The 12,388-nt window shown below is 70.5% G+C and carries 10 protein-coding genes; 9 read left to right on the top strand and 1 reads right to left on the bottom strand.

Annotated features, from left to right (window positions below; genetic code table 11):
- Positions 1-441 precede the first annotated feature (441 nt).
- The 8 genes from IAI59_RS21810 (at position 442) to IAI59_RS21775 (ending at position 9,516) form a co-directional block, all read left to right on the top strand.
- Positions 442-735 carry a hypothetical protein gene (locus IAI59_RS21810; RefSeq protein ID WP_207419793.1) on the top strand — a complete coding sequence of 98 codons (294 nt, stop codon included), beginning with the start codon at positions 442-444 and terminating at the stop codon, positions 733-735.
- Positions 736-1,091: 356 nt separating this feature from the next.
- Positions 1,092-1,610, top strand: coding sequence for an RNA polymerase sigma factor (locus tag IAI59_RS21805; protein WP_207419794.1), 519 nt, complete (start codon positions 1,092-1,094; stop codon positions 1,608-1,610).
- Positions 1,611-1,710: 100 nt separating this feature from the next.
- Positions 1,711-2,688, top strand: coding sequence for a FecR family protein (locus IAI59_RS21800; protein ID WP_207444022.1), 978 nt, complete (start codon positions 1,711-1,713; stop codon positions 2,686-2,688).
- A 110-nt stretch (positions 2,689-2,798) separates the two neighbouring features.
- Positions 2,799-5,219: a TonB-dependent siderophore receptor gene (locus IAI59_RS21795; RefSeq protein WP_207419796.1), complete on the top strand. Its 2,421-nt coding sequence runs from the start codon at positions 2,799-2,801 to the stop codon at positions 5,217-5,219.
- The gene (locus tag IAI59_RS21790; protein WP_207419797.1) at positions 5,216-6,103 is read left to right on the top strand and encodes an ABC transporter substrate-binding protein; all 888 of its coding nucleotides are present in this window, start codon (positions 5,216-5,218) and stop codon (positions 6,101-6,103) included. Before IAI59_RS21795 ends, IAI59_RS21790 begins: the two co-directional genes overlap by 4 nt.
- Positions 6,104-6,110: 7 nt before the next feature.
- Positions 6,111-8,033: a Fe(3+)-hydroxamate ABC transporter permease FhuB gene (gene fhuB / locus IAI59_RS21785; RefSeq protein ID WP_207419798.1), complete on the top strand. Its 1,923-nt coding sequence runs from the start codon at positions 6,111-6,113 to the stop codon at positions 8,031-8,033.
- Positions 8,030-8,737 carry a siderophore-iron reductase FhuF gene (fhuF, locus tag IAI59_RS21780; RefSeq protein ID WP_207419799.1) on the top strand — a complete coding sequence of 236 codons (708 nt, stop codon included), beginning with the start codon at positions 8,030-8,032 and terminating at the stop codon, positions 8,735-8,737. Before fhuB ends, fhuF begins: the two co-directional genes overlap by 4 nt.
- Positions 8,734-9,516 (top strand): ATP-binding cassette domain-containing protein, encoded by a 783-nt coding sequence (locus IAI59_RS21775; RefSeq protein WP_207419834.1) that lies wholly within the window; start codon positions 8,734-8,736, stop codon positions 9,514-9,516. Before fhuF ends, IAI59_RS21775 begins: the two co-directional genes overlap by 4 nt.
- 269 nt (positions 9,517-9,785) lie before the next feature.
- On the opposite strand, the gene IAI59_RS21770 is transcribed toward IAI59_RS21775, so the two are convergent.
- Positions 9,786-11,009, bottom strand: coding sequence for an ROK family transcriptional regulator (locus IAI59_RS21770; RefSeq protein WP_207419800.1), 1,224 nt, complete (start codon positions 11,007-11,009; stop codon positions 9,786-9,788).
- A gap of 127 nt (positions 11,010-11,136) precedes the next feature.
- Here IAI59_RS21770 and IAI59_RS21765 point away from each other — a divergent pair, with 127 nt between their 5' ends.
- Positions 11,137-12,378 carry an extracellular solute-binding protein gene (locus IAI59_RS21765; protein ID WP_207419801.1) on the top strand — a complete coding sequence of 414 codons (1,242 nt, stop codon included), beginning with the start codon at positions 11,137-11,139 and terminating at the stop codon, positions 12,376-12,378.
- Positions 12,379-12,388 lie beyond the last annotated feature (10 nt).

Here is a 12,388-nt window from a genome sequence, read left to right as displayed (position 1 = left end):
CCGGTGGCCATCGCGGCAACAAGCCCTGGCTTCGCGCGAACCGGCAAGCTCCCACGACGTGCATTGGCCGAAACGTGATGATTGCGCGGAGACCGGTCCAGGATCACCTCCCCACGCTGATCACATGGCACCAACGGTGGCCTGAAGAGGTCGATCCCACGCCGCACAACTAGCGAACCACCGGTCGGCTTTGTTTCCCTTCCAGCTGCTCCTGACCGATGCAGTCCTGCACGGTGCCACGGAAACGATATGGTCAAGGCTCCTCCCGCCGCTGGAATCTCGTCCCTGACGGCATGCCGCTCCGGCGAGGTCGTGGAGTCCTGGCGGGAGAGGGTCGGTTGACGTCACATCTCCGGTCCTGGACCATGCCGAGTGCGAGCGGGCCCTTCTGGCCCCCTTAAGCCTCCTTGATCGTCACGCCGAGGGATAAGGAGCAGCACCATGGCCTTCCGCCCTTTCGCCATTCCCCTGGCGCTTTTCGTGCTGGCGTCTGGCGCCGCCGCGGAACCGACCGGCCTGGTGGCCGAGCTGGCCGGCCAGACGCCGAGTATCGGGATCGCGACGATGCTGCCTGACGGGACCATCGTGCTGGATCTACGTGCTGAGGGGCCAGGAGGGATGATCGGCGACGCACGGCTCACTTACCGTCCCGGCGAGCCGCACTACCCGGCAGTCCGCGACCACCTCCCGGGGCTAAGGCCCGGTATGACGGTCATGGTGCCGCCCTTCGACTGACGCACCGGATGGGTGATCTGCCACAATCCTTTCCGCGCACCCGTGCCTCCGTTGACTGGGTCTCTGGCCTCCTCATGGCAAAGTCAGATCACGACTGACGAATCTTCACTGAAGGATGGCACTTGATGAGTGGGGCCGGCCGATGGCCTCCATGAACGCTTCCCACCGTCCAGCCCCTGCAAGCGAAGCTTCATGCGCGATGACGCGCAGCCACATGCTTGCTCATCGACGATTAAGGGGAACCCGGCCCCAAATTTAATAGAGAGCTAGCCTATTTGATAATCGTTCTCATTTCAGGTACATGTTGCTTCAGTGCGGCGCCATAGCCGTGCACCATTCCGTGGACCTCGTGTGCCGTGACGCAAGACCGCAACTCGGCGCTCTACGCAGCGCATCGGAAAGCGTTGATCGACTACGCGGCCTCGTTGACCGGCAGCCGCGTGCAGGCCGAGGATCTGGTGCAGGACGCCTTTCTACGGATTGATCCGATGGCGCGGGATGCACCGGCACCCGGCTTCCTGAATCCGCTCGCTTATCTGTACCGCGTCATCCGCAACCTGGCCTGGGACCAATCACGCCGGCGCAGCGTTGAGCAGCGGTGGCAGCGGGACCCGGTGCCATGGATGGCGCCGGCCGACCGGCAGACGCCGGAACAGGACAGCATCCATCAGCAGCAGGTGCAGGCCGTCGCGGCCGTGCTGGCCGCACTGCCGGATAATGCTCGTATCGCGGTGGAGATGCAGCGCTTCGGGGGCTACACGCTGCAGGAGGTCGCCGCCCGGCTCGGTGTCTCGGTGCCGACGGCGCACCGGCTGGTGCATGGCGCGCTGCTGCAGATCGCCGCAGCGCTGGACCATAGTGGGCCGCCCCGGTGATCGCCGTGAAAAAAGCCGCGCCATGGTTCGTCTTCGCGGCAAGGACAGGGCGACCTGGGCATGTCGCCCCGGCCGCCGCCGAGAGCGGAGTGCCATGAGCATGGATCGGGCGTCCGGGGATAGCGCGCTGGCGGAGGCCATGGCGTGGCTGCTGCGGCTGCAGGCCACGCCGCAGGACGGCGCGTTGCGCGCCGAATGGACCGCATGGCAGGCGCGGGACCAGGCGAACCGCGATGCCTGGCAGCGAGCCGAGCAAGCCTGGACGCTGCTGGGCGAGGTGCCTCCGGCGTTCGCGGCACGGTGGGAGGCACCTGGGCTGCCGCCGGGCCTAGCCAGGCGGCCGCTGCGGCGCCGGCGGCTGGTGCTAGGCGGGGCTGCCGTGGCGGCCTCGGCCCTGCTCGCCGTCACCTCGCCCGGCGCCCGCAGTTGGTGGCGGCGGGAACAGGCGACCGGCACGGCCGAGACCCGCCGCTTGGTCCTGGACGATGGCACGACCGTGCATCTGGCGCCGCGGAGCGCCATCGCCGCGGATGACAGCCCCGGCGACCGCCGCGTGGTGCTGCTGCGTGGCGAGGCGTTCTTCGAGGTAACACCGGACACGGCGCGCCGCTTCATCGTCACCGCCGCGGGGCTGGAGGTGACGGTCATCGGCACCGCCTTCGACCTGCGGCTGGGCGAGGCGCAGCTGGATGTCGCTGTGCAGCATGGCCGCGTCCGCCTCGCCTACAGTACCGCGACGCCGCCCGTGGTGGCGGAGCTGGGGGGCGGCGAGCGGATGACGATCCGGCGGGCCGACGGCGCGGCGCGTCGCGGCCGCCTGCCGCCCGCCGAGGTCGCCGCCTGGCGCGACGGACTGCTCTTCGTCGAGGACACAACGGTGGCCGAGGTGGTGGAGACGCTGCAGGACTATCATCCTGGCTGGATCGTGTTGCGCGACCCCGCGCTGGCGGCGCGCCGCGTCACCGGCAGCTACGACCTGCGTGACATTGGCCGGGCCCTGGCGGCACTGGTGCAGCCCGCCGGCGGGCGGGTCAGGACGCTGACCCGATTGGTCTTTGTCCTCACGGCGGGCACCTAAGTTTTTTTCGGTGTTTTTGTTCTGCGATGTGAAAGTTCCCGCCGCGCTCTTCGTCTGCTGTCCAATACGCGAATGCCTCGCATTCGCTTGACAGGAAGCAGGTTGACTCCATGATGCCCCATCGCCTCCGCCGCGCCACCTGGTTACTCGTCGGCACGACCCTGGCTACCTTCGTGCCGCTTGCCCCCGCCGCCGCGCAGCCGCAGCCGGCCGCCAGCCGACCAGCCGGCATCGCCTTCAACATCCCGGCCCAGCAGCTCGGCGCCGCACTGAACGCCTTCGCGCGGCAAAGCGGGTTGCAGGTGACTGCTGAGGCCGCGATGGTGTCGGGCGCCACCTCGCAGGCCGTGTCCGGCAGCCTGACGCGGGAGGACGCCCTGCGACGGCTGCTCTCCGGCACCGGCCTCGCCGGCCGGATCGGCGCCGATCGCACGGTGGTGCTCAGCCGCCTGCCGCCGGCGCCCGCACCGGCCAGCAGTTCCGGCGGCGCGCTGCTGCTGCCTCAGGTCAACGTCACCGCCAGCCCGCTACGCAGCTGGAGCCCGGTGCCGGGCTATTCGGCCACGATCGGCAGCACCGGCACCAAAACCGATACGCCGCTGCTGGAGACGCCGCAGTCGGTCTCGATCGTCACCGCCGACCAGATCCGCGCCACGGACTCCGCCAGCGTGACAGAGGCGCTGGCCTATACCCCGGGCCTGACGGCCCAGGCGGCGACCTTCAGCCGCATGGCGGACGATTTCACCATCCGCGGCTTCAACGTCGCGGATGGCTACAGCGGCGTGCTGCGGGACGGGCTGCGGCTGAACCCGAATGTCTACGGGCTGGCACAGGAACCCTACGGGCTGGAGCGGATCGAGGTGGTGCGTGGCGCCGCCTCAGTGCTCTACGGTCAGCTCAGCCCCGGCGGACTGGTCAACGCCACCAGCAAGCGCCCGACTGAGGAAACCTTGCGCGAGCTGAACCTGGGCGCCGGCAGCTACGGCCGCCGCAGCCTGGCCGCCGACTACGGCGGCCGGCTGACCGAGGATGGCACGCTGAGCTTCCGCCTCACCGGCCTGTGGCGGAAGTCCGACAACTGGGTGGACCACGTGGAGGACAACCGGCAGTACATCGCACCGGCCCTGACCTGGAAGCCGGACGACGACACCTCGCTCACGCTGCTGGCAAGCTACCAGCATACCGAGACGCAGTTCGCCGCCCCCCTGCCCTACGCGCCGGTGCGCGCCCGCACCATCACGCGGAGCTACTTCAACGGCGAGCCCGGCTTCGACCGCTTCGACGTCGATGCCTATACCGCCGGCTACCTGTTCGAACACCGCTTCAACGATGTCGTCACCTTCCGCAGCGGCGCGCGCTACTTCACCTCCTCCGGCAACTGGGACTACCTGACCTTCGGCGCGCTGGCGGCCAACGGCACCGTCACGCGCGGCCTCAGCCAGCGGGAGGAGGCCTCGACCGGCTTCACCGCCGACAATTCGCTGGAGACCAAGTTCCGGACCGGGCCGCTGTCGCATACCCTGCTGGCAGGCATCGACTACTTCTCCGCCCGCTACAACTCGCATCGCTACCTTTCCGGCACCACGCCCTCCATCAACCTCTACAACCCGGTCTACGGCCGCCGGCCGCTGGTCAACCGCGGCATCGATTCCGGCAGTCGCGCCGAGGGCGACCAGGTCGGCCTCTACCTGCAGGACCAGATCCGGCTGGACCGGCTGGTGCTGACGCTGGGCGGCCGCCACGACTGGTCCGGGCGCGACACCACGGTGTTCCACACCAACGCCGTGACCAGCCAGGACGACAGCGCCTTCACTGGCCGCGCCGGGCTGGTCTACCTGTTCGACAATGGCATCGCGCCCTATGCCAGCTTCAGCCAGTCCTTCGCGCCCAACATCGGCACCGACCGGCTGGGCGCCGCCTTCACGCCGACGCGCGGCACGCAGTACGAGGCCGGGCTGCGCTTCCAGCCGCCGGGCACCGACCTGATCTTCTCCGCCGCCGCCTACCGGCTGACGCAGACCGACGCGCTGGTGGCCGATCCGGTGAACAGCAACTTCTCGATCCAGGCGGGTGAGGTCCGCTCGCAGGGCGTGGAACTGGAAGCGAAGGGCGAATACGGCCCCTTCGGCTTCGTCGCGTCCTATGCCTATACCGACGCGCGTACCACCGAAAGCACGCTGGCCAGCCAGAAGGGCCAGCGTGTCTCGCTGACGCCCTACAACACCGTGGCGCTTTGGGGCGACGTCAAGCTGGATGGCATCGGCGTGCCCGGCCTGAAGATCGGCGCCGGCGCGCGCTACGTGGGCGAGACCAATATTGCAGGATTCAGCAGAGACGTTCCCGATTACGTGCTGGTCGATGCCTCGATCCGCTACGACCTCGACACACTGTTGCCAAAGCTGCCGGGGGCCTCGGTCTCGCTGAACGCGCACAACATCCTGGGCGAGGACTACTTCACCTGCTCGGGCGCGACTGGCTGCCGCTACGGCGCGCCACGCACCTGGTTCGCCGCGCTGAACTACCGTTGGTGAGGCTTCGCCGCCGCACGATGCTGGCCGCCGCCTGGCCATGGCCGGCATCGGCCCAGGGGCAGATCCAGGGGCCGGCGCCGCGCGTCGTCTCGCTCGACCTGCTGCTGACCGAGTGCCTGCTGAGCCTCGGCGTGGTGCCGGCGGCCCTGGCCAACATCCCGCTCTACCAGCGGCTGGTGGCGCAGCCGCCAGTGCCGCCGGGCGTGCCGGATCTCGGGCCGCCGCAGGAACCGCACCTGGAATTCCTGCAGGCGCTGCAGCCGGAGCTGATCCTGGCCCCGTCCTGGCAGGCGCCGGCACTCGAGCGCCTAGAGCGGATCGCCCGCGTCGCCTGGCTGCCCGCCTTCGCACCGGACGGCCAGCCGCTGGAGCATGCCGAGGCGCTGCTAACGCGGATCGGCGCATTGACCGGGCGCGAGGCCGAGGCGCGGGCCCAGGCCGCCCTGCTCCCCCCCGCCTTGGCGGCCGCGGCGGCGCAACTCACGGACTGGGCCGGGCGGCCGGTGCTGGCGGCGCGCTTCCTAGAGGATGGCCGCCACATGGCGGTGTTCGGCGCCAACGGCATGATCGGCGCGGTGCTGCAGCGGCTGGGCCTGCGCAACGCCTGGACCGGGCGCAGCAACGCCGCCGGCGTCGCCTCCACCGGCATCGAGTCATTGGCCGGGATGGCCGATGCCACGATCGTGCATTTCGACCGGGGCGCCGAGACGGCGCGGGCCCTGGCGCGGCTGCGGGACAGCCCGTTCTGGCAGGCCCTGCCGGCGGTGCGCGAGGGGCGGGTGCTCGCCATGCCGGTGATCTATCCGAGCGGCGGCGTGTTCTCCGCCATCCGCTTCGCGGCTCAGCTGGCGGCGCTGCTGCCCGGGCGGGCGCCGCATGGCTGAGCGGCACATGCCCCGGCCGACCGCGATCCTGGCGCTGCTGAGCATAGGCGCGGCGCTGCTGCTGTTCCTGCTCTCGGCCGCCCCCCTGGCCCAGGGCGACACGCTGCACCGCATCCTGCTGTGGCACGCGCTGGCGCCGCGCCTAGCGATGGGGCTGCTGTGCGGCGCCGCGCTGGGGCTGGCGGGCGCGCTGTTCCAGCAGGTGCTGCGCAACCCGCTGGCGGAGCCGGGCACGCTGGGCATCTTCGCCGGCGCGCGGCTGGCCCTGGCGGCCGTGACGCTCTGGGCGCCGGGCTGGCTGGCGCTGGGCCAGCCGCTCGTCGCCACGGCCGGCGCCGTGCTGGCGATGCTGCTGGTGCTGCTGCTGTCCCGGCAGCAGGGCTTCGCGCCGCTGGCGGTGATCCTGGCCGGGCTGGTGGTCTCGCTGGCGCTGGATGCCGGCAACAGGGCCCTGGTGCTGCTGAACTTCGAGGCGCTGTCCGACCTCTGGATCACGCTGGCGGGCGGCCTGGGCCAGGGCAGCTGGTCCATGCCGCTGGCGCTGCTGCCCTGGCTGGGGGGTGCCGCGGTGCTGGCGGCCCTGCTGCGCCGGCCGCTGGCGTTGCTGGAATTGGGCGAGGCCGGGGCGCGCGGCCTTGGCCTGCCGCTGCCGTTAATCCGCGCGCTGGGCCTCGGCGTCGCCGTGCTGTTGGGGGCGGCCGTGGCGGGAACGGCGGGCGGTATCGGCTTCGTCGGGCTGGCGGGGCCGGCGCTGGCGCGGGTGACGGGCGCGCGCACGCCCGGGCAGCGGATGCTCTGGGGCAGCCTGATTGCGGCCGGCCTGCTGGCGATGACCGACCAGGCGCTGCGGCTGCTGGCCGGGCCAGACATCCCGGCCGGCGGCGTCACCGCGCTGCTGGGCGCGCCGCTGCTGCTGTGGCTCATGCGCCGCATGCCGCGCGGCATGGCCGGGCCGGTGGCCGACGTGCCTCTGGCGAAGGTGGCGCGTCCGGCCGGGCCGCTGCTCCTGCTGGGGGTCGCGCTGCTGCTGGCGGTGGGCGTGGCGCTCTGCCTGGGGCGGCTGCCCGACGGCACCTGGCACTGGGCCGGCGGCGCGGCCTTGGAGCCCCTGCTGACCTGGCGCGCGCCACGACTGGTGGCGGCGCTCGCCGCCGGCGCCATGCTCGGCGCGGCGGGCGTGCTGATCCAGCGGCTGACCGGTAACCCGATGGCCAGCCCGGAGCTGCTCGGCGTTTCCGCCGGGGCGGGGCTGGCGATGATGCTGGGCGTGCTGCTGCTGGGCAGTACCGACCGGCTGCTGCTCACCGGACTGGCCGCGATGGGGGCTGGGAGCGTGCTGGCGGTGCTGCTGCTGCTGGGTCGCCGCAGCGGCTTCTCGCCAGACCACATGCTGTTGGCCGGGGTAGCGCTGACCATGCTGGCCGGCGCGGTGACGGTCCTGCTGCTGGCCGGCGGCGACCCGCGCATGGCCTTGCTGCTGGGTTGGCTGGCAGGCTCCACCTACACGGTGACCGTCAAGGATGCGTGGCTGGCTGTCGCGGTCGCGGTGCCCCTGCTGCTGGCCACCCCGCTGGCGGCGCGTTGGCTGACGCTGCTGCCCCTGGGTCCCGCGGTCGGGCGGGGGCTGGGGTTAGCGCTGGGCCGCGCCCGGCTGGCGCTGCTCCTGCTGACGGCCGGCCTGACCGCTGCCGCCACACTGCTGGTCGGGCCGCTGAGCTTCACCGGGCTGATGGCGCCGCATCTGGCGCGGATGCTGGGGCTTCGTCGGCCGCTGCCGCACCTGGCCGGCGCCGCGCTGGCGGGCGCGCTGGTGATAGCGCTGGCGGATTGGCTGGGGCGCACCGCCGCCTTCCCCTGGCAGCTGCCGGCCGGGCTGGTCGCCACGCTGATGGGCAGTGCCTACGTCATCTGGTTGCTGGCCCGCCGATGACCCTGCCGATCCTCGCCCGGCTGCTGACCGGTCCGCTGGCCCGCTACGCCACCACGCTGCTGCCGACCGAGGCCGCCTGCGACGCCATGCCCGGCCTCCAACTGCTGCAGCCCGCCGTGCTGGAGGACGCGCTGGCCCGCTTCGGCCGCCGCTACGCCATGCCGCCGGACCGCCGCGCCTGTGCCTCGCTGTGGTTCAAGCACCACGTCGCGCCTTGGCTGGTGCCGGGGCTGGCGGCCAACCTGCTGCTGGACCTCGACCTGCCGCTGGCGCTGCGAGAGGTCGGCGTCGTGCTGGCGCCCGAAGGGCAGACCATTGCCCTCCGCCTGCCGGGACCAGGCCGTGGCGTGGATGCGGCTGACCGCTTCGCCACGCTGCGCGAGCACCATCTGGCGCCGCTGATCGACGCGCTGGCGGCGGTGGGCGGCATCGCACCGCGCGTGCTGTGGAGCAATGCGGGGAACGTCTTCGAGAACGTCGTGCGGCAGGTCGGGACGCTGGCGCCGGCGGCCCCCGGGCTGGCGGCGGCGCAAGGCTTCTTGGACAACCGCCTGCTGCCCGGCGGCGGCGGCAACCCGTTGTACCGCCCGGTGCGCTATCGGGGCGCCGACGCGCGGCGCGAGCGCCGCGTCTGCTGCCTGCGCTACCTGATCGAGGAACTAGACTATTGTTCGACCTGCCCGCTGCCGGCCGCAAAACGATGACAGGCGCCCCATTCTACGAGTTGCGCGACACCGGCTTCGCGGTGCCCGGCCGGACGTTGCTGCACCCGCTGCGCCTGACGCTACCAGCAGGACGAATCATCGGGCTGGTCGGCCACAATGGCTCCGGCAAATCGACCCTGTTGAAGCTGCTCTCCCGCCAGCAGGCGCCCACGACCGGCAGCCTGCTCTTCGGCGGCCGTCCGCTACGGGATTGGGGCACGCGGGAATACGCGCAGCGCGTCGCCTATCTGCCGCAGCACATGCCGGCCACCGACGGCATGCAGGTATGTGAGTTGGTGGCGCAGGGCCGCTACCCCTGGCACGGCGCGCTGGGCCGCTTCGGCGCCACGGACCGTGCCAAGGTCGCCGAAGCTTTGGCGCTGAGCGGTTTGGAGCCCCTCGCCGGGCGGGTCGTGGACAGCCTGTCCGGCGGCGAGCGGCAACGCGCCTGGCTCGCCATGCTGATCGCCCAGGATGCTGGCTGCCTGCTGCTGGATGAGCCGACTGCGGCGCTGGATCTCGCGCATCAGATCGAGGTGTTGGAACTAGTGCAGCACTTCAGCCGGGAGCGCGGCACCGGCGCGGTCGTGGTGCTGCACGACATCAATATGGCAGCCCGGTACTGCGACGACATCCTTGCGCTGCGTCGGGGGCAGTTGATATTCCGCGGCGCACCGAACGAACTGATGAACCCGGGGCAGTTGGAGGCGATCTACGGCCTCCCTCTGGAAGTCCTGCGTCACCCTTTGACAAAACGGCCTATCGCCGTGGTGCCATAACGAACGCACGATTATCTGGCGTTATAACCGGTCAGTAGCAACCACTTCGGATCAGTAGCGACCCGCTCCGGTTACGACTTCAGCAGGTTGTTGACTACATACAGGAACTTCGGGTCCTGCAGGGCCAGACGCCAAACCAGGTCGTTGCCGAGCGCCTTACTATCCGACGAAAGCTCCGCGGTGCAAAGCCTACCGGTCAGGCCGGGCCGCAGGATATCGCCAAAGCCCGTATCATCGTTGGGAACGCCAAACCGTTCGCAACTAGACAGCTAGTAACGCCACCAGTCCTTAACCCGCGGTAGTTCGCTTGCCTGCTCCTGCTTGGGCTTGCGAAGTGCCTCTGTGTCCGGGGCCAACCAGTCGTAGAAAGGCAACGTCGCTGCACCGAGCACTGTACTGTCGGCTCCCGTCGCTCCGGCTATCACCCTGGCCAGCCGGCGCTGTCTATGGGCGGCGATGGAAGGCGGCAGGGGATCCAGCGCCGTGATCAGCGCCGCCATCAGAGGTGCCGGCAGATGCCCTGTCAGCAGGATCGCTTCCGGGTCAAACAGCGTCTCGACCACCCCGATGGCGGGCCGCAGATGGCTGGCAGCCTCAGCGATCCAGTCGCGCAGCACTGGATGGTCCAGGCCCGGCATGACCCGTCCCAGCCCTGCCTCGGCCAACCTGTCGGACAGCGCGTGCAGCGAAACATAAGCTTCCAGGCAGCCATCTGGCCCGCCCGGGTGCGGGCGCCCGCCGGGCACGGACACCATCAGCCCGATCTCGCCGGCATTGCCACGGGCACCACGCAGCAATTGACCGTCGCCGAAGGCACTGCCGCCGAGGCCGCGCCCGAAATGTAGCACGAAGAAGCTGCGTAGGTCCCGCGCATGGCCGTAAAGGTACTCAGCGCGAGCAGCGGCAGCGGCATCGCGTTCCACCAGCACCGGCAGCCCAAGCAATACGCTGACACGTTCGGCTACCGGTACGCCCTGCCAGCCCGGCAGGGTGGTGGGGCCCGCGAAGCTGTGCGGCACGGTGGCAAAGGGGCCGGGCATCGCCAGGCCCACGCCCCAGGGCTGCGCCGGCACTTCCAGCCGCAGCGCCGCCACGGCCTCGGCGATGCGGGGCAGCAGAGCGGCGGGGCGGGCATCGGCGATCGGCGCACTCCATTCCGCCCGGACGGTGCCGTCCAGGTTCATGGCCATGGCGCGCAGCCTGTCATGTTCCAGCGACAGGCCGATGGCCATTGCCGCGTCGGCGTTCAGCGTCAGGTCCACCTGCGGCTGTCCGCGCAGCCCGGGGCCCGCGCGCCGGCCTTCCACCTGCACCAGCCCGGCGTCCAGGAACTCGGCAACGATATTGGAGATGGTCTGCGGCGAGAGACGGGTGAGCCGCGCCAGCTCCGCCCGGCTGCAGGGGGCGTGGCGGCGCAGCGCCTCCACCACCACGCGGCGGTTGAAGCCCTTGGCGCGGGCCAGGTTGGTGCCGGCGAGTGAGGGGGCAGGCATGCAGTTGGGGCTTTACAGACAGCGCCGGCTCCGATCAAATCCAATCATTGGATTTAAACGGCCCGGCGCGACGCGCCACGGCCCGGAGGTGGGGATGGCAAGGATGATCCTGAGCAGGCGGGCTCTGATGGCCTCGACGGCCGCGGCGGCGGCGGGCCTGGCCATGCCGGCCCTGGCGCAGGCGCGGACCGAGATCACCTACTGGCAGTATGCGTTTCCCGCCAAGGAGACCACGGTCAACGCGCTGATCCCGGAGTTCGAGAAGCAGAACCCCAACATCCGCGTGAAGCACGAGACCTTTCCCTACGCTAATTTCAGCACCAAGGTCGCCTCCGCCGTGCCGGCGGGCACCGGGCCGGACGTGGTCAACCTCTTCTTTGGCTGGCTGCCGCAATACCTGAAGGGCGGCTACCTGCAGCCGCTGCCCGAGAGCGTCTTCCCCGCCGCCGCGATCGAGGCGGAGTTTTTCCCACTGGTGGGTGCCGCGAAGTCCGAGGGCAAGTACTACGCGCTGCCCACCGCCGTGCGCTCGCTGGCGCTGTTCTACAACAAGGAGCTGTTTCGTAAGGCCGGGCTCGACCCCGCCAAGCCGCCGGCGACGCTGGCCGAATTCCGCGAGATGGCAATCAAGCTCACGCAGCGGGACGCGGCGGGCAATATCACCGTGGCGGGCGCTGCCATGCAGCCCTCCGGCCAGGGCGTGAACTGGCTGCGCGACGTGCTGGTACGGCAGTTCGGCGGCGAGCCCTATTCGACGGATGGCCGCAAGGTGGCCTATGATTCGCCGGCCGGCGCCGCCGCCATGGGCTGGTACCTGGACCTGATCCGCAAGGACAAGGTCGGCTTCCCCGGCTTCATGACCGACGACGTCACCGCCTTCCGCGCGCATCGCGCCGCGATGAACATCGACGGCTCCTTCCGCCTCGCTGCGCTGAACGGGCAGGCGGACCTGGACTACGGCGTGGCCGAGCTGCCGACGCATGACGGCAAGCGCGCCAATTCGCCCTCCTTCTGGGCCAACGGCATCACCCGCGGCGCGACGGGCGCCAAGCTGGAGGCGGCGGCGAAGTTCGTGGCCTTCCTCGCCAGCCCCGAGGTGATGGCCGGCTGGCTGGGCAAGGTGGGCGAGCTGCCGGCGCGCAAGGCGATCGCCACCACCCCCACCAACCTGGCCGACCCCAAGATCGGTCCTTTCATCAAGGGGCTGGAATACGGCCAGGCGACACTGCTGGTAGATGAGCTGGGCCAGCGCCAGGCGCTGCTGGACGCGGTGGACGATGCGGTGGCCAACAACCGCCCGGCGGCCGAGGCGGTCAGGCGCATGGCGCGGCGCGAGCAGGCCGTGCTCGACGACTTCTACGACCGCTGAGGGCCGCGAT

This window comes from Roseomonas haemaphysalidis (assembly GCF_017355405.1).
Taxonomy (GTDB): domain Bacteria; phylum Pseudomonadota; class Alphaproteobacteria; order Acetobacterales; family Acetobacteraceae; genus Pseudoroseomonas; species Pseudoroseomonas haemaphysalidis.
The sequence above is the reverse complement of the archived record's forward strand: the minus strand, read 5'-3'. Positions and strand labels throughout refer to the sequence as shown.